The organism is Streptomyces sp. NPDC007088 (assembly GCF_042869355.1).
In the GTDB taxonomy this organism is placed as follows: Bacteria; Actinomycetota; Actinomycetes; order Streptomycetales; family Streptomycetaceae; genus Streptomyces.
Genome location: NZ_JBIAFO010000042.1, coordinates 1 through 17,046, shown reverse-complemented (window position 1 = coordinate 17,046; position 17,046 = coordinate 1). Strand labels below are relative to the sequence as shown.

Sequence of the window (17,046 nt, the reverse complement as noted above, 5' to 3'; positions counted from 1 at the left end):
GAAGCGGACCAGCACGCGGTGCACGGTGGATGGCACCAAGTCCAGCAGGTGCGCGATGCGGGCCGGTCCCCACCGGCGCAGGACGCGGACCTTGAAGATGCGGCGTTCGGTGCGGGGCGGAGTCCTGCGGGGGCTGTGGTGGGGGCGGCTGGAACGGTCGCTCATCCCCGCCTCGCCGAGTTGGCGGTATCGCCCGGCCCAGCGCTGGGCTGTGGTCGGCGAGACCTGGAACCGCTCCGCTGCCCGGCGCAGAGGCCATCCGTCATTGACCACGCAGCGGGCCAGCCGGAGACGTCCGGTCTCGGTCAGAGGTGCATTACGGTGAGGCATGAGGGCCTTTCGGGCTGGTGTAGACGTCGCAATCCACACCGAACCCGGAAGGCCCTCACTCGTTCAAGATCCCCAGATGGTGATCGCTGTCACCGCACCCAACCTCCGTGGACAGAACACCTAGCCCTCGCCGAAGACGTCTTGGGCTGCGAGATCCCGGTCAAACCCACCGTGTATGGAATGGGCATGGACGACCTGGCACCGCTGCTACAGCACCTCAAGGAACTGCGGGCCGAGGCCGATCCGCTCATGGAACTGCCCCAGGTGCGCGAAGAGAAGCTCGACTTCAACCAACTCCGGGGCGAGTCGCGTGACGCGCTGCTGCGCGGCATGCGGCACACCCCTCTGGTGGAGGCCTTCTACGCCGGGGGCATCCGGACTCTGGAACACGACGAGGTCGCACGCGGATTCCGTATTTTCTACGAACAGGTGCGCCAGGAGTATCGGGACCCCGACGACGTGCTGTGGCAGCTGGAGATGTACGTCCTGGGTAATGAGCGCCAGCGGCCCCAGGTGCACCGGGCGGCATGGGTTGTCCTGGCGCACTTCTTCTTCCGCTGCGACATCTTCGAGGCACCTCCCAACGACTGGAGCCCGGCAGGGCTGGTGAGTACGCAGCCATGATCACGCCCACCAAAGGGATCGCACCGGACCGCTGCCTGCTCGCGGTAGGCGCCCAAGTCCTCCTTCAGCTGGACGAGCCGCGGACTGTGAGCCAGACCTGGGCGCGGCTGAAGGCCTGTCGTCGGGAGCACCAGCACTACTCCCCGGTATCGTTCGGCTGGTTCGTCCTGTCCCTGGACGTCCTGTACGGGATCGGTGCGGTCGAACTGCACGACGACCTCCTTGTCGTTAGGAATGCAGATGCTGCGTCGCTTGAGCGCTGACGATTCCCGGTTCAAGGAGATCGCCTTTCAAGGCGGCCTGAACCTGCTGCTCGCCGACAAGACCGAAGCCTCCGCGTCCACCGACAGCCGCAACAGCGCCGGCAAGTCCAGCATGGTCGAGCTCGTCCACTTCCTGCTCGGCGCGAGTGGCAGCACCCGCAACCCGTTCACCAAGCGGGCGCTGCGATCAATCACCTTCGGCCTGTACCTGGACTGGCCAGACGTGACCGAGACGCTGGAGATACGACGCAGCGGCGCACGGCCAGCGTTCGTCACCCTCCAACCCGACGTGACCGCACCCGACCCGGACTCCCTGTTCGCCCTCGAGACGCAAGGCCAGGCGGAGGTCCCCATCGAGCAGTGGAACCATCTGATCGAGCAGAGGCTGTTCGGACTGCGTGGCGACCACCCCGGCGTCAGCGGCCGGACCTTGCTGTCCTATCTCGCGCGCCGGGTCTCGGCCCACGGCTTCAACGAAGCCGGGCGCACCTTCTCCCGCCAGCCCGCCGCAGATGCCACCACTAACCTGGCCTACCTGCTCGGCCTGGACTGGCAGCTGGCTGACGGATACCGGCAGCTCGCCGCCCGCGATGCCACTCGCAAACAGCTCCGCAAGGCTGTCAACGACCCCGTTTGGGGACAGATCGTCGGTTCCACCGCAGACCTGCGTGGCCAGATCGCGCTGGCCGAGGCCCAGGTCGAACGCCTGCAGGGCCAGGTCGCCGCTTTCCAGGTCGTACCCGAGTACGAGCACCTCAAGGACCAGGCCGACGAGCTCAGTCGCCGTATCAAACAGCTTTCCCAGGACGATGTCATCGAGCAGTACAACCTCGACGAGCTGCACCAGGCAGTCATCGAGACAGCCGACGTCGACACCCAGTACCTCCAGCCCGCCTACCGTGAGCTCGGCATCGTTCTCAGTGATCAGGTCCGCCGCAGGTTCCAGGAGGTCGAGGCCTTCCATCACTCCATCGTGCGCAACCGGCGCCGCTTCCTGGACGAAGAAATCAGCGAGCTCACCGCACGGCTCGCCGAGCGCCGTACTGAGCGCGCCCGCTTGGGTGAGGAACAGGCACAACTGCTGCGCCAGCTCGACGAAGGCGGCGCTCTGGAAGCGCTGACGTCCCTCCAGCAGGCCCTCGCCCGCGAGCAAGCAGCCCTTGGTGCCTTGCGCCACCGCTACGACGCGGCCCAAACCCTGGAGTCCAGCTCCCGACAGATCACCGCCAAACGCATCCAGCTTCAACAAGCCGTCGAGACCGATCTCGACGAACGCGAACAGCAAACCCGCGAAGCCACCTTGCTGTTCTCCCGTTTCGCCCAGGCCCTCTACGGGCCCCGCGAGGCCTTCTTGGCCATCCAGGCCGGACGCGAGAGCCTGACGATCACTCCTCGCATCGACAGCGACAACAGCCGCGGCATCGGCAACATGGTCATCTTCTGCTTCGACCTCACCCTTGCTGTCCTCGCCCACCGACACGGACGCGGCCCAGACTTCCTCATCCACGACAGCCACTTGTACGACGGCGTCGACGACCGGCAGCTCAGAGCCGCACTGCAACTCGCCGCAGACGTCACCCGCGAAGAGAACATGCAGTACATCGCCACCCTCAACACCGACGACCTCGCCAAAGCCACCCGCCTGGGCTTCGACGCCGAGCCGTACACCCTCGAAACCGTCCTGACCGACTCCCCCACCGGCGGACTCTTCGGCTTCCGCTACTGAGCTCTTCCACGCACTTACGCCCAGCGTCACCTTCGGTGCATAAGCAACTGCCTTGGCGCCCGCGCACGCCCCGGAGGTGCTCCTTGTGGGGCCTCACCATCGTCACGGAGGAGGAGAAGATGCCTGGTCTTGGATGGGAGGACTGGACAGTCGCGAGAGTGGATCCGAACCGTCTGCCGGCCGGCTGGGGATGGAAGGTCACACGCCCCTCAGGCCGTGGCTTCGACGACGACGACCCTGCCGACTACGCCGCCGCCCTGCGGGACAACCGCAGCATCCTCATCGAGGAAACACCCGGCGTGCCGTTGCGGCGCCGCAAGCAGCCATGGCACCGCGCGGCACCACATGCATCAGGTGCCAACTACTTGCCCTTCGCGACCGAGATTCCATTCGGGCTGTGGATTGTCAGTCTCGTCCCGAACGACGACGAGGAACGCTCCGGACGAACGTGGGGCCAAAGAATTTGGTTCCGAGTACCGGCCTGGTGGGCGCTGGGTCCTCAAGGACGAACAACGGCAGCACTGCTCACCCGACTGGAGAAGCTGACGTGGGACGAAGTCCTCACCCTGCGCCGCTCCTACAACAAGGCGTGGCCGACCGATCGCGAAGATCCAGCGTGGTACGAGGCCCAGGACCTCGCCAGGACCACCGACCGAGCCACGCTGAAGAACACACTGATCAAGCACACAGAAGCAGCACTGGGCCGAGCAGCCCGCATCCACGGCAAGCGCGTACGGAACTTTTCAGACGAACAGAAAACCGTGTGCTTCGCCGCCACGGCCCTCGCCCTCGAAGACCTCTCCCCCAGCCTCGCCCACCGCCTCCTCAGTCCGCTCCGTATCGCACTCGGCGACGTCCACAGCCTCCCCGTCCCGACATGGGCCGACAGCCTGTGACCCGCCCCCTTCTGGCCAGCCGAACAGCGTGCCAAGACCGGCGCTCGCTGCGCTGGCGAAGCAGACTGCCCGGCCTGACCGACGCGACGTGGTTACCGAGGGCGCTCCACCACTGCTGTTACGTGGGGGTCGTCTCCGACAGGTCTACCTCAGGGGCCGGGCGGTTCAAGGTAGAACTGGCGGCGGCCCGGTCCGTCACCGCGACGCCGCGCGGACCGAACCCGGCCATTGCTGCCTTCGCTCCAGTGCAGCCTTCGGGCGGGGAGGTAGCTCGTTTGTTGGCGACGGGCAAGATCTTCTGCCTGGCAGAGAACAGGTTCCAGACCGAGTGCCGTCCGGCCATGCCGTTCGGCTCCGCCAGCCCCAGTCCCGCCCGCCTCTTTCATGGCCCTGCGCACGCACGACCGCTGTCTGGATCCTCCGCCGTGATCACCTGAGCCATCTGCCGCACGCAACTCTCCGCACGCACCAGCATCGGATCGGCACGCCTGCCCTTCCGGCTCGCCGGATCCCGACGTCAGTTCTTGGCCGACGTACCCCCGGCCTCCTCGTCATCGGGCGTCTGTCGTCCCTCCACCAACTGATCGATCTCCTGAGGAACCCCGTACAGCCCATCCAGAACCAGACCCCATGCCCGGTCCCGCAGCTCCTCCGGCACCTCGTTCTCGATCTTCTCCACAAGACTGTCGATCTTGGACTGGACGTCATACTCGGTTCCCGTGGTCGGCGCGGTCACCACTGCCCACACCAGTCGGCCCGCCCCTGCCGCCGCTCGGCCTATGCTCCCGAGCACCGATCCCACATCCATCTGCACTCCATCCTTTGACGGTTGGTGTCCTGCCACAGCGAGAACGCATCAGTATGCGGAGCGGGCCACCACATCGGTTCGGCGGTAGCCCACCCCGCTATGCAACAGAACGGCAATCTTCCCCGCGGTGGCCGGGTCCAGGAGCAGGTACTTGAGAGCCATGGCGACCTTGCGAGCGGATCTGGCCGTGATTCCTACAGCCTTGAGGTACCTCACGACGGTGGCCGCAGCCCCGGTCCGCTCTGCGACCGGACTCCACGAGGCACGGACACCACCCCGTACTGGGCCAACATCAACACCACAACCAGCGCATAAGAACACTCAACGATACTGATCACCACTCGGGCAAACTGACCACAGCTGACCAACGCTCACTCGACCTGACCAAATGGCAGCTCAGCACGCAGCCACGCGCTCATCTCCCCTGGCACCCAGTCGTCACACCAGGGCTTGAAGCGCTACCACCACCAGAAAACAAACTGATCAGCCCAGGCCAAACCACGACCTACTGATCAGAAAAACCGCCCCCGGACAGGAGCTGCTGTCCGCCATCGGGATGCGGTGGTCGTGATGGGCATCCTCGTCACCGCGGCCGCAGCGCTCGCAGCCGGTGGTACGTCAGGGCTGCATCGCTCTCCAGCGCTCGATCAGTTCGGCCTGCCAGTCCTTCACCGGCTGCTGAGGAGAGCCGTAGGGGGCCGGCAGTGCGTCGCCCACGCTCTTGGGCCGGTCCGCGTCAGAGTCTTCGCTGGACGGAGCGGTCGCAGGTGCGGAAGTGGTCGGGTGGAGGAGCTGTCCTCCGGAGAGGGTCTGCAAGCGGGAGACCGTTCCCTTGCCCAGCGGGAGCCACCCCTCCGGTAGTGAGGTCGTCGCACCGGACGGCGGCTCCGCTCCGACGGGAGCGAAGAACACCTGAGCAGGTTCCTCCCACACCGTCGACTGCAGGGCGACCTGCGCGTCGAAGACTTCCGGCCGAAGCTGCAGAACACCGTCCTTCCACAGGGCTTCTATATAGGCGAGGAGCTCGATCGTCGCGACCATAGTCCAGGCGACCAGCGGCACGGCGGCCCGGAACCGGTCGCGCAGCCCGAAGGGATCGCCTTCCTTCCGCCGCTCCGTGTCGTGATGCACCACGTCGCCGTAGATCCAGGACAGGGCCAGCCGGTGCGCGTCCAGGTCGTGTTCCTCACCGGTCGCCGTGTCGGCGACCAGGACCCGATAGGCGGCATCCAAGGGCGTGGCGGGGGCCACCCGCCTCTTCCACTCGTCACGCGCTGCTCGGACCTGCTCCGCGTCCCGTGGCAAGGCCCGGCAGGCGTAGCCCAGTGCCTTCAGTACCTTCATGTGGAAGCAGTCCTCGGTTTCCAGGAGAATCGGCCGGATCCGCGCCGCAGCGGACTCGACCACTTCCTCGGCTGGCAGCTCATGCCGGATCCATATCTCACCGTTCTCGAAACGGACCCCGATCTTCGGGTCGATGAGTGCCTCGAGCTTCTCCCAGCCATCAGCGAGGGAGTGCTCTGCCACACGGCGCGCTCGCACCACGAATGACTCCAGACACTGCCGGTTCTTCTGCTCGATCTCTGCCTGATCGCGTGCCACGCGCGCCCCCTCACATTGAGATCAGCATGACGGGGCGCTCGGCGCACAGGCCACCCAATTCTTCGGTCACTTCGGGCTTGCTCGGTCAGGTGCGGCGGGAAAACCAGCGGCCCTTCCGCTCGGGCACGACCTGGCCGTGAGCCTGGGGCTCCTCCCGGGTCTGCTTGGCTTGGCGTTCGGCGGTGATGGCGCGCTGCTTGCACTCGGCACACAGCTGCGGGTGGGTCTCGCGGGGTGGCCTACCCGGCGGGTTCGATGGCCTTCCACCGTTCGTCGGTGAACCGGGTGCCGCAGCCGGCGCACACGACGGGACGGCGGGCCTCCCGCTCGGCCCGGTGCTCTGCGGCGATGCGGCGCAGCTCCTCCTGGTGCTCCCGCTGGCGGGCTGCGTACTCGGCCTGCTTGCGGGCGTCGTGGGCTTCACGGCACGGGTTGCCGATCGCCTCCAGGAGGGTCTGGTTCTGCGGCCGGCCGAAGCGCCGGATGACCGCTCCGGCCGGGCCGTGCTCTTGGAGCTGCTTCATGCCGGTGACCACAATGGGCAGCTCGCCTTCGTACATGTGGAAGCCCCCCTCGTACGCGGTGCCCTTCCAGTGCCGCTCGGTCAGCTCGGCCAGCTGCGCGATGACGGTGTTGGGGTTGCGCGGGCCGATCCGGTTGAAGACGAGCAGCAGCGGCGGGTGCGACCGGTCGCCGTGACGGCCGTCGGGCACCCACCATCGGGTGCGCCACACCGGCCGCTCCTTGCCGTCGACGTCCTTCACCTTCCGCTGGCCAAACCGCATGTACTTGTCAATCTTCGCGGCGAGGACCTGCGCGGACTCGAAGCAGTTGTCGATCTCCACGAACAGCAGCGGCACCCCGTCCCCGGACGCGGTGATGACGATGTCCGCCTGGGCGCCACCCTTGCCGGGGTTGGATCAGGTGCCGGTCGCGGTCAGCGCCACCTCGGTCGCGTACGAGGCGATGGCGCCCAACCCCGCGGGCACGTCGAAGGCGGCCTACGCGGCGGCGCGGACGTCGACCGGCTCACCTGTGAGCTCGGACAGGTTCAGCTTCGAGCGCAGCAAGGCGAACACGGGCCACCTGCCGAGCGCCGGCCGCGCCCGGCCGCGGAGGGCCCCCAGCACCCGGACCCCGGAACTCGACGCCAGCGAGGACGGCGCGCTCGTACTGGAGCGGGATGCGGGGGATCTCTTGCTCCCCCCGCATCCTGACCGGGGGGCCGTTGCGCAGCCGGCTCGCCGGGATCGGCCAGGGGCATCCTGGGGCAGGACATCGTCGCCGCGCGAGCGCCGGCGGGTGGATCAGGTGGCGCCAGCGCCCGCTTCGCCTCCGCGCCGCGTTTCTCTGGGGGCTCTACCAGCCCTGGTCGGCGGAGCGGACGAACAGCTCGTTGACAGCCACACGCCGGTTACTGGTGACGATGTAAGCCACGGCGTCCGCGATGTCCTCGGGCTGGAGCCGCTCGATGGCCTGTGTCTGGCTCTCGACACCTGCACGCAGCTCGTCCCGGGTGTGGGAGGCGAGTTCCGTGTCGACGGTGCCGGGTTCGATGACGCTGACCCGTACCCGCAGAGGCTGCATCTCCTGGCGCAGTGCCTCGGAGAACCCGTTGACCCCGAATTTCGTGAGGTTGTACACGGCGGTCCCGGCGCGGGCGACCCTCCCGGCGGAGGAGCTGATGTTGATCAGGTCCGCAGTTCGCCGAGGTTCCTGCTCGGCTGCCTTGATCAGGTGAGGCAGGGCGGCCTTCGTCATATACAGCAGCCCCATCAGGTTGATGTCGACCATGCGCTCCCACTCGCCGTCCGGAGCGTCCACGAACGGGCCGACCAGCATGGCGCCGGCGTTGTTGACGACCGTGTCGAGGCGGCCGAACGCGGCCACGGCCTCTTCGACGGCGTCGTGGGCGGCCGCTCGGGTGGTGATGTCGCAGACGATGGCCCGTGCGGTGCCTCCTTCGGACTCGATCGCGCTGACCACCTCTGCCAGGCGGTCCGCCCGGCGGGCGATGAGCGCCACCGAGGCGCCCTCCCGCGTGAGCCGCCGTGCGGTGGCGGCTCCGATGCCGCTGCTGGCCCCGGTGACCAGTGCGACGGTGCCTTCCAGCGAGTTACCCATGTGTCTGCCTCTCTCTGCGCCCCGGAAGCGGAGTCAACTGCGCTCACGCTAGGCAGCGCAGTGGTTCGGACGCCTGACGGCGGTTTAGCTGAAGTGGCTGGTGACCACGGTATGGCACCGGGCGTCCGTCTCCTCGCGGACGGACGCCCTCCAGCTCGGCCTCGGCCGCGTCTAGCGTGTCGGAGCCGCGTTGCGGGCGCCGCCGGGGGCTCCGCCGGCGGCCATTTCGATGATTGCCCGGGGCGCCCTTGACGGGGTCGCCCTGCTGGGTCTTGTTGATGCCGGGGACCGTCTGGCGCATCGCGCCGGAGGTGGCTGCATAGTCGTCGATCGGGTTCTGGGATCGTGTGCGGGCGGGCTGCTCGGCTTGAGGAAGTTTATGCGGAAGTATCCCGATTTTACGAGAGTCACGTGTCTGCCGGACGGGGCGAGGTCAGCGTGGAGTGCCTTACTGGAGTTTTCGACGGCGCACTTGGTCCGATCGGGCGGCCCCCGCCACATTGCCGCCCGCGGAGCGGACAGCGGCCTGCGGTGAGTTCGCTACGTGGTGGTGCCGGGGTCAGAGATCACCTGGCCGGTAGCGGTCGGCTGCCCTGTGTCAGTGGAGCCCTCCAGCCGGGGTGGGGCCGACCAGCTGGAGAGAAGCGTCAGAGCCTGAGCGGAGGGTGAGTGGGCTTCGACGGTGTGTGTTCCGAAGACGAGTTCGGGGTCGCCTGCCGGTGTCATGGCTTCGTAGCCGAGTTCCAGCTCGCCGACGAGGGGGTGGTGGTATCGCTTGCTCCCGTAGTCACGCCGGTAGACGTCGTGGAGGGCCCACCAGCGGCGGAAGTCCTGGTCACGCACGGCCAGGTCACCGACGAGGTCCGCGAGCCTGGGATCATGCGGGTGGGTGCCGGCGTACCGTCGCAGTTCGGCGACCACCGTGCGGGCGGTTCCTGCCCAGTCGTCGTACAGTTCGCGCGCTGCGCCGACCGTGAACAGGTAGCGGACGACGTTCCGCTGCCCCGCAGGCAGGAGATCCAGCCCCGTGTAGAACGCTGCCCCGAGAGCGTTGATGGCGATGAGGTCGTGGCGGGGCCCCAGCACCAGGGCCGGGACATCGGTGACGGCGTCCAGGGCCCGGCGCAGCCCAGGACGCAGGCGGGCGGGGGCTGTGCGCGTCTGCGGGGAGCTGCGCGAGCCGGCGAGGGCGTGGAGGTGATCTTGTTCAGCGGCGTTCAGCCGCAGTACCCGGGCGATGGCGTCGAGGACCGATACTGACGCAGTCTTCCTGCGGCCTCGTTCCAGCCGCTCGTAGTACTCGGCGCTGACGCCGGCGAGCAGGGCTACTTCTTCGCGGCGCAGCCCTGGCACCCGGCGGATACCCATGGACGGCGGCAGCCCGGCGTCCTCCGGCGTGATACGGGCGCGCCGGCTGCGCAGGAATGCCCCCAGGCCCTCGGGGACGGGTTCGTTCATGCATGCACGCTAACGCTTCTGGTGCAGGGGTGAGGGGGGTCTGTTTGTTCCCCCTCTGGCCGTGGCGGGTCAGCGTTGTGTGTTCCGCCAGGACAGCGGCAGTGTTCTGCTCGGGAGAAGGAATCCATCAGCGACATTCGGAGTGATCATGGAACAGCGCACGCTGGGGGCATCGTGGTGAGCGACCTCGCGTTCGGGGCGATGAACTTCGGCTTTCCCGGGGGTCCGGGCGACGAGCAGGCGGTGGCCATGGTCCACCGGGCCCTGGACGCCGGCATCAACTTGATCGACACCGCGGATGTCTACGGCAAAGGCGAGTCGGAGCGGGTCGTTGGCCTGGCCATCGCAGGACGGCGTGATGAGGTCGTCCTGGCGACCAAGTTCGGACTGCCGATGGGAGAGCACCCCCATCAAAGCGGCGGCTCGGCGCGCTGGGTCAGGCGCGCCGTCGAGGACAGTCTGCGGCGCCTGGGCACCGACTACATCGACCTCTATCAGATGCACCGGCCCGACTACCGCACGGACCTGGAGGAGACCCTCGGCGTCCTGACGGATCTGGTGCGGGAAGGCAAGGTCCGCGCCATCGGCTCGTCCACGTTTCCCGCCGAGCTGATCGTTTCTGCGCAGTGGGCCTCCGAGCGCACCACCAGCCGGCGCTTCATCAGCGAGCAGCCCCGCTACTCGATCTTCAACCGTCGGCCGGAGGCGCACGTGTTCCCCGCCCTTCAGTCGTTCGGGATGGGCGCGCTCACCTACGCCCCACTGGCCAGCGGCTGGCTGGCCGGCCGCACCGATCCGGCCGGCGGACAGCGAGCGCGGATGGAGAAGCACGCCTTCGACCCCGCCAACCCGGCCAACCAGACCAAGGTGCGCGCAGCAAGCCGGCTGCGGGAGCTCGCCGACGGCATGGGCGTACCCATGGCGCACCTGGCGCTGGGCTTCGTCCGGTCGCACCCGGCGGTCAGTACCGTGCTGATCGGGCCACGCACTCCCGGCCAACTCGACGACCTGCTCGCCGGTGCCGACGTCGTTCTCCACGACGACGTACTGGACCGCATCGACGAGATCGTGGAACCCGGCACCGACATCAACCCCGCCGACAACTTCGACGCCACCATCCCCGCTCTCGCCGACAAGCGTTTGCGTCGCCGCCGCTGACCCACTCGCTGACCCACTCCTGGGGTACGGCAAACAGCCCGGCGCCCACGGTCGCCGACGATCCGGGTAGGTCCGGCAGGCCGCTTGGGTGGCTGGGGCGAAGCACCGGCTGTGCCGCCCCAACAACTCATAGACCCCAGTACACGCCCTGGGCACCGCCAGGCCGAGCCGTCTGCGCAAGCGCCTGCCGTGCCAGCGGCTGCCAGCGGCGCCGTGGTGGCACACCGATGGCAGGCTCCCAGGCGGCTGTCACCCTCCTGGAGGCCGTGAGGGGGCCGGTCAGGCCGGCCCCATCTCCTCCCCGGCGAAGCGGGGCGCCGAAACCGCCACCCAAGACCGGGGGTGTCGGCCTGCTGTAACGGCCGCGGGAGGCGCCCTGCGCCCTGCCCGTGACCACCGTGTACGCCGATGTCACACCACCACTGACATCGTCACCGACTGCAGAACTCGCGCACGGCGGCCGCACAGCGGCCCTCGCCCCGGCACCGGGCAACACCACACCCGAAACCCCCGAAAATCGGCACCCACACGGCGGGCCAGGGACCGGACCCGCAGCGCCGTCATGTCGATGACTTCCTGGCGGCCGGGCTTCGGCTCCTGGTCGTCGTGTTCGGGGTCGGCCGGCTCCGGCCCGAGCAGCTGCTCTGGCATCGCCGCCTGCTGGTGCGCGACGACGTCGTACGCCCGGCCGCGCGTGGCGACGATGGCGCGTGGCGTCTCGCGAACCGCCGCGCCGGCGAGGACGGCCCGCTCCCACTTCAAGGGCACGCGGTGGATCTCCCACTCCCCCGGCTCCAGGACCGGAGGCCGGGGCGCGGCGGGTGCACTCCGGTCGGCTGGTGGCCACCTCCCGCTGGCTGAGGCGCGGCACCAGCTCCCAGGTCAGCACCTGAGAGGCCAGCGCAGGTACCCGGCGCAGCGCCCGTTCGCTGCCCGCACCCGCGAACGCGAGGGCCGTATCCGTGTCCGGGTGGTCCCACAGCCCGCGCAGAAACTCCAGCGCCGGTCCCGGAAGGCGCTGTGCCTCGTCCAGCACCAGCACGCGGGGATGCCGTAACGCGTTCACCAGCATCAGGTCGGCCTCCCCCCGCCCCGCGCGGCAGACGCCTGCCCAGCTCCAGGGCGTCCGCGAGTACCCGACGCAGTTCGGGAACCGTCGGATGCACACCGACATGGACCCGGCGGACCCGGGCCGGGTGCGGCAGCTGGGACAGGGCGTACTGCAGCGCGACGGTCTTGCCCTGACCGGCGTCGCCGTACAAGCACACCACCGCCCCCACCACGGCCGCGTGCGCGACCGTCCACAGCACCGACCGCACAGCAGGCGTGTGCATCACCTGTGCGCCCGGGACCAGGACCGGGACCTGTGCCAGATGCTTCTGCTCCCGCAGGAACACCTGCCCGCCGGTGCTTTGGCCGGCCACGACGTTCAAGCCCAGCTCGCTGAGCGGATCCGCCTGCTCGGCCCGGCCACCACGGGCTCCCGCCCGGTCAGCAAAACCCGCCCCGCCCGTCGGTCTCGGCGGAACACCCGGTGCAGCGTCGACGCCGACGGCAACGAGGCCCCGCCAGGCGCGGCCGGCCGGCGTCTCGGCTCAGCGACATTCCCTTCGGCATCGCCCAGCAGCGCCCACACCTCGTCCGACACCGCATACCCCTGCCGGACCCCGGCCTCCACCTGCCCGATCGCCTACGCCTGCTCCAGCCAGCGCCACACCGCACCGCGCCGCGCCGCGCCGCAGGCAGCCCAGCCGCCGGCCGTGACCCCCGCACCCGTGCGGGTGGCGGGTGGCCGGGGCCTCCGGTGTACGCGGAGCCCGGCCGCTGCGCCCCCTGCAGACGCTCTGGAAGTTCACCTAAGAAATGCCCAATAGAGGGCAACTATGGCGTTATCTTCCCTTATGTGGCGGCAGTCCGCCGTCCTGCACATGCGCGAGGGGCCTCATGGGAGACGGACAGGCCGGTGGCGGGCACGCTGGTGAGGGCGGTATGGAGGCGAAGCCGGGCGGTGGGGGCGCCACGTCGGCGCGAGCGGCCTCGGTGGCCGACTCCCCGACGCCCCGGCTGACACTCACCGGCCTGTTGCGTGACGGCCCCCCGGCCGGCCCGACGCGGCCGGGGTTCTGGCGCAGCCCGCTCCGGGGGCCCTGGCTGACCTCGGTGCTCGGCGCGGTGCTGCTCGTGGGTATCACGGTGATGTTCGTGACCGGGCTGCTCTCGTACGCCGCCTACAACCCCCGCCTGGGAACCAACGACCAGACACCTGACCGGGGCTGGCTGGGGTTCTACCTGTTCTCCTGGCCCACTCACCCCTACTGGCTCTACCGGTTGACCCAGGGCGTCCACGTCACACTGGGCATCGTGCTGATCCCGGTGCTCCTGGCGAAGTTGTGGTCGGTCATCCCCAAGCTGTTCACCTGGCCCCCGGTCCGGTCGGCCGGACACGCGCTGGAACGGCTCTCGCTGCTGCTGCTCCTGGGCGGGGTGCTGTTCGAGTTCGCGACCGGGGTGCTCAACATCCAGTTGGACTACGTCTTTCCCGGCTCCTTCTACACCCTGCACTTCTACGGAGCGTGGGTCTTCATCGGGGCGTTCGTCGTCCATGTCGTGCTGCGCGTCCCCCTGATGGTCCGGACGCTGCGCGGCGGAGGACTGCGTGAGGAGGTGCGCGGGCCGGGCGGGCGTGGGCGCACCGGGCCGGTCGACGAGTCCGGTCTGGCCACTCCGCGTCCCGCCGCGCCGACCATGTCCCGCCGGGGCGCTCTGGCCACCGTGGGGGCCGGTTCCCTGGTTCTGTTCGCGGTCACGGCGGGACAGAGTATCGGAGGCGCGCTGCGCGGGACCGCGTTGCTCGCGCCGCGTGGTCAGGACCCAGGACCGGGCCCGAACGGCTTCCAGGTGAACAAGACAGCGGCCGGGGTGGGTATCCGGGCCCGTGACATCGGTCCGGCCTGGCGTCTCGTCGTCACGGGACCCGAGCGCACGCTGTCGTTCACCCGCGAGCAGGTCCTGGCGCTGCCACAACACCATGCTTCGCTGCCCATCGCGTGTGTGGAGGGCTGGTCTACAGAGGACCAGGAGTGGAGCGGGGTTCGTCTGGCTGATCTGGCCGCTCTGGTGGGCTTCACCGGGTCGGCGCCCCAGGTGTTCGTCGAGTCCGTCCAGCGGGGCGGTGCCTTCGGCTCGGCCACCCTGCGGGAAAATCAGGTCCGCGATCCCCGTTCGCTGCTGGCCCTAGGGGTCAACGGAGCCGATCTGTCCTCCGACCACGGCTATCCGGCCCGTGTCATCGTCCCCGCCAACCCGGGTGTCCACAACACCAAATGGGTCGGGCGTCTGACCTTCGGGACACCCGCATGAGCCGCTTCCGTTCTCGCTACGGTGCTTCCCCCCTGCACCTGCTGCTCGTCCTGGCCTCCCTCGCACTGGCGGGATACGCCGGAATCCGCCTGCTGAGTGGTGCGGAGCCGTGGATGGTCGTCCTGTGGTTCGTCGGGGCCGCACTCCTGCACGATCTGGTTCTGCTGCCCCTCTACACACTCACCGACCGTGCGGCCCAGACCCTGCTGGGCGATCGCCGGGAGCCGTCCACGGCCGGCTCCGGCCTCCGGTGGATCAATCACCTCCGCGTCCCCGTCTTCCTCTCCGGGGTCCTGCTGCTCACGTACTTCCCCCTGATTCTGCGTCGCGTCGACCGCTTCACCGCCGACACCACCCTCCCCGACGACGTCTTCCTCGGCCGCTGGCTCCTCATCACCGCCGTACTGTTCGCTGTCTCCGCCGTCGTCCTGCTGTTCCGCATACACCACATACACCACACCCGCCCCCACACCGCCGACGGCGAGAACACCCGAACGCCCAGACGGTGACGGGACACGGCATACATCGCGGCAAACCTCCGGGAGGCCCCTCGAAGGACACCCGACAACGAGACAACCCCGCCCCGGCCCACGAACCGCACCACCACCACACCGCGACTTCATCCCACTACCGACAACAGCACCAGCAACAGCGGGCAACCGGGACTTGCCGAAGCCGAACACGAGGGTGCCCCACCCAACCCAATCGACTGCCGGACAACCCGCCAAGAGCACACACCCGACAAGTGGTCAGGAACGCCCACCAGACAGACCAGTCAAGACCCCATCCCACATACACACTCAGCGGACTCATCCCCAATCCCCCCCGACAGTGACAACGGCCGCACAGCAACCGTCACCTCCGCACCAGGCGACATCACACCCGAACCGCGAGAAGCGACAACAACACGGTGGGCCAGGACCGGCGCCGGCAAGGGCCGTAGGGGGTACGGCCGCCGCGGCCGTACCCCCTACGGTGTTCCTCGTGACGGGATCAGCAGGGGCCGTCGTCCTGCCAGGCGCCCCACTCGCCGGTGGTTCCGGGCTTCTCGCCCGTCGTCCACCACTTCGCTTCCCAGGCGTGGCCGTTCTGGGTGACCCGGTCGCCCTTGACGTAGACCGCTGAGGCGCTCCAGGCGTTCGCCGGGCAGGTGCCGCTGCCGGGGTCAGTGGGAGGCTCGGTCGGCGGGTTGGTGGGCGGGGTGGCGCCGGCGAACTTCACCGAGAACTTCGCGAAGTCCCAGGCCGACTGGGGCACACTGCTGCAGGTGCCGGAGGTGCGGCCGCTGTTGTCGGGCGGGCTGCACTGCCGGTCGCGGTTGAGCGACCAGAAGGTGAAACGGTCCATACCGTGCGAGGTGGCGTAGTCAAGGACAGTCTGGAAGTCCGCCTGAGTGAAGAACTCCCCGGTATCGCTACGGCCGTTCATCCCGGAGAAGCCCTCGTGAGCGTACGCGGTGGCCTCGCTCCAGCCGAACGTCGAGCGCAGCACCGCGTTGAAGGCAGTGAGCGCGGCGGTCTGGGCGCCCGCCCCACTGAATCCGCCGTCGAAAGGCATGATGGAGAAGTTGTTCGGCGTGAAGCCCTGCGCCTTGGCCTCGTTGAGCATCTGCTTGCCGAACCAGCCGGTCCCGTCCGCGGTTCCGGCTGTGGTCACCGAGACGTACAGGCCCGGATTCCTCTGCTGGAGGATCTTGGCGGCACCGATCTCGCGGGAGATCGCCGCCGCGTTCTCGTACTCCGGTTCTTCCAGGTCGAAGTCGATCGCCTTCAGCCCGTACTTGTCGATGGCCTGCTGATACGCGGCGGCCGTGGAGGCTGCGTCGGGGCATGCCTGGCCGAGCTTGGTGCCGCCGTAGCCGCCGATGGAGACGGAGACGTCTCCGCCCTTGGCGCGGATAGCGCTGATGACGGAGCCGACAGCGGTGTCCGAGGAGACGGGCGCCGTCCCGTCCCAGGTCGGGCTGCACCCGCCACCGTTGGGGGCGAGGATGAAGGCGAGCTGGAACGCCTTGAGTCCGGAGGCGTCCATGATCGCGGTGGCGCTCGGCGGGTCGTTGTCGAGCGGCATGAGGTACGGGGCCGCCGCGTACCAGCGGTTGCTCAGCGCGGCCGTGGAGCTTTCGGCCCCGGCGGCGGGGGAAGGCAGCAGGGCGGTGAGCCCGGCCGCTGCGAGGGCTGTGGACGCGGCGGCGCACAGCAAAGTACGAAGACGTCTCATGAGGTCTCCCGAGGGGGTGAAGAGGCGCCTCACTGTCGCGCTGTTGTAACGAGCACGTCAACGCATTGGACTAGACCAAGACGAACTTTTGACCCGGGGCGACGCCGGAGCCGGGCCGGCCGGAAACCGCACGTCCATCGCGGCCCCGGTCGCGTTCACCCCGGAAGAGTCACGGGGAGTCAGGCGGGCAGACCTGGAGCAGGGCTGTCTGCCCCCATGCCCTGCCGTGAACCGGTCTCGGCACTCACTCCGACGCCGCAGTGAATCATCGGCGACGGTCCTTTCCGCGCCTCCGTCGGCCGGGCCGCGACGTCACCCCGCCGCGCCGGCCCCCGCCCTCCCTCACACCTCACGCCGAGCCCTGGCCTCCGGGCGCGGGGAAGGGCCGGGGGGGGGGGGGCGCGGGGGGGGGGGGGGCCGCCGCGCCCCCCCCCCCCCGGGGGGGGGGGGGGGGGCCCCCCCCCCCCCCCCCCCCGC

General features: G+C 68.9%; 15 protein-coding genes. 7 read left to right on the top strand and 8 right to left on the bottom strand.

Annotated features, from left to right (window positions below):
- A partial coding sequence (locus tag ACFYMP_RS32100) for a helix-turn-helix domain-containing protein (RefSeq protein ID WP_388864213.1) occupies positions 1-330 on the bottom strand: 330 nt, incomplete at its 3' end.
- 186 nt (positions 331-516) lie between these two features.
- On the opposite strand from ACFYMP_RS32100, the gene ACFYMP_RS32095 reads away from it, so the two are divergent.
- The 4 genes from ACFYMP_RS32095 (at position 517) to ACFYMP_RS32080 (ending at position 3,839) form a co-directional block, all read left to right on the top strand.
- The gene (locus ACFYMP_RS32095; protein WP_388864211.1) at positions 517-954 is read left to right on the top strand and encodes an ABC-three component system protein; all 438 of its coding nucleotides are present in this window, start codon (positions 517-519) and stop codon (positions 952-954) included.
- Positions 951-1,217, top strand: a complete 267-nt coding sequence (locus ACFYMP_RS32090) for an ABC-three component system middle component 6 (protein ID WP_388864209.1) — start codon at positions 951-953, stop codon at positions 1,215-1,217. Before ACFYMP_RS32095 ends, ACFYMP_RS32090 begins: the two co-directional genes overlap by 4 nt.
- The gene (locus ACFYMP_RS32085) at positions 1,207-2,943 is read left to right on the top strand and encodes an ABC-three component system protein (RefSeq protein WP_388864207.1); all 1,737 of its coding nucleotides are present in this window, start codon (positions 1,207-1,209) and stop codon (positions 2,941-2,943) included. Before ACFYMP_RS32090 ends, ACFYMP_RS32085 begins: the two co-directional genes overlap by 11 nt.
- Before the next feature lie 158 nt (positions 2,944-3,101).
- Entirely contained in the window at positions 3,102-3,839 is a 738-nt protein-coding gene (locus ACFYMP_RS32080) for a hypothetical protein (RefSeq protein WP_388864205.1), read from the top strand.
- A gap of 517 nt (positions 3,840-4,356) precedes the next feature.
- On the opposite strand, the gene ACFYMP_RS32075 is transcribed toward ACFYMP_RS32080, so the two are convergent.
- The 5 genes from ACFYMP_RS32075 to ACFYMP_RS32055 form a co-directional block, all read right to left on the bottom strand.
- Positions 4,357-4,647, bottom strand: a complete 291-nt coding sequence (locus ACFYMP_RS32075; protein ID WP_388864217.1) for a hypothetical protein — start codon at positions 4,645-4,647, stop codon at positions 4,357-4,359.
- A gap of 618 nt (positions 4,648-5,265) precedes the next feature.
- Positions 5,266-6,249, bottom strand: coding sequence for a hypothetical protein (locus ACFYMP_RS32070; RefSeq protein ID WP_388864203.1), 984 nt, complete (start codon positions 6,247-6,249; stop codon positions 5,266-5,268).
- Between the two features lie 239 nt (positions 6,250-6,488).
- Positions 6,489-7,109, bottom strand: a complete 621-nt coding sequence (locus tag ACFYMP_RS32065) for a hypothetical protein (RefSeq protein WP_388864201.1) — start codon at positions 7,107-7,109, stop codon at positions 6,489-6,491.
- Between the two features lie 499 nt (positions 7,110-7,608).
- Positions 7,609-8,373, bottom strand: coding sequence for an SDR family NAD(P)-dependent oxidoreductase (locus tag ACFYMP_RS32060; protein WP_388864199.1), 765 nt, complete (start codon positions 8,371-8,373; stop codon positions 7,609-7,611).
- A 540-nt stretch (positions 8,374-8,913) separates the two neighbouring features.
- The gene (locus ACFYMP_RS32055) at positions 8,914-9,831 is read right to left on the bottom strand and encodes a helix-turn-helix domain-containing protein (RefSeq protein WP_388864197.1); all 918 of its coding nucleotides are present in this window, start codon (positions 9,829-9,831) and stop codon (positions 8,914-8,916) included.
- Positions 9,832-10,008: 177 nt separating this feature from the next.
- On the opposite strand from ACFYMP_RS32055, the gene ACFYMP_RS32050 reads away from it, so the two are divergent.
- Positions 10,009-10,989 (top strand): aldo/keto reductase, encoded by a 981-nt coding sequence (locus ACFYMP_RS32050; protein WP_388864195.1) that lies wholly within the window; start codon positions 10,009-10,011, stop codon positions 10,987-10,989.
- A gap of 411 nt (positions 10,990-11,400) precedes the next feature.
- On the opposite strand, the gene ACFYMP_RS32045 is transcribed toward ACFYMP_RS32050, so the two are convergent.
- A complete protein-coding gene (locus ACFYMP_RS32045; protein ID WP_388864193.1) occupies positions 11,401-11,757 on the bottom strand; it encodes a hypothetical protein in 357 nt (118 codons plus the stop codon).
- A 1,221-nt stretch (positions 11,758-12,978) separates the two neighbouring features.
- Between ACFYMP_RS32045 and ACFYMP_RS32040 the strand changes: the two genes are divergently transcribed.
- Together ACFYMP_RS32040 and ACFYMP_RS32035 are read left to right on the top strand one after the other, a co-directional pair.
- A complete protein-coding gene (locus ACFYMP_RS32040) occupies positions 12,979-14,349 on the top strand; it encodes a molybdopterin-dependent oxidoreductase (RefSeq protein ID WP_388864215.1) in 1,371 nt (456 codons plus the stop codon).
- Positions 14,346-14,858, top strand: coding sequence for a hypothetical protein (locus ACFYMP_RS32035; RefSeq protein ID WP_388864191.1), 513 nt, complete (start codon positions 14,346-14,348; stop codon positions 14,856-14,858). Before ACFYMP_RS32040 ends, ACFYMP_RS32035 begins: the two co-directional genes overlap by 4 nt.
- A gap of 484 nt (positions 14,859-15,342) precedes the next feature.
- Here the strand turns inward: ACFYMP_RS32035 and ACFYMP_RS32030 are convergent, their stop codons facing one another.
- The gene (locus ACFYMP_RS32030; protein ID WP_388864189.1) at positions 15,343-16,569 is read right to left on the bottom strand and encodes a chitinase; all 1,227 of its coding nucleotides are present in this window, start codon (positions 16,567-16,569) and stop codon (positions 15,343-15,345) included.
- Positions 16,570-17,046 lie beyond the last annotated feature (477 nt).

What these genes read in the sequence shown, in the direction of transcription:
- ACFYMP_RS32090 (WP_388864209.1), top strand. Translation starts at nt 951, where the DNA reads ATGATCACGCCCACCAAAGGGATCGCACCGGACCGCTGCCTGCTCGCG.
- ACFYMP_RS32055 (WP_388864197.1), bottom strand. Translation starts at nt 9,831, where the DNA reads ATGAACGAACCCGTCCCCGAGGGCCTGGGGGCATTCCTGCGCAGCCGG.
- ACFYMP_RS32040 (WP_388864215.1), top strand. Translation starts at nt 12,979, where the DNA reads ATGGAGGCGAAGCCGGGCGGTGGGGGCGCCACGTCGGCGCGAGCGGCC.
- ACFYMP_RS32095 (WP_388864211.1), top strand. Translation starts at nt 517, where the DNA reads ATGGACGACCTGGCACCGCTGCTACAGCACCTCAAGGAACTGCGGGCC.
- ACFYMP_RS32060 (WP_388864199.1), bottom strand. Translation starts at nt 8,373, where the DNA reads ATGGGTAACTCGCTGGAAGGCACCGTCGCACTGGTCACCGGGGCCAGC.
- ACFYMP_RS32030 (WP_388864189.1), bottom strand. Translation starts at nt 16,569, where the DNA reads ATGAGACGTCTTCGTACTTTGCTGTGCGCCGCCGCGTCCACAGCCCTC.
- ACFYMP_RS32075 (WP_388864217.1), bottom strand. Translation starts at nt 4,647, where the DNA reads ATGGATGTGGGATCGGTGCTCGGGAGCATAGGCCGAGCGGCGGCAGGG.
- ACFYMP_RS32035 (WP_388864191.1), top strand. Translation starts at nt 14,346, where the DNA reads ATGAGCCGCTTCCGTTCTCGCTACGGTGCTTCCCCCCTGCACCTGCTG.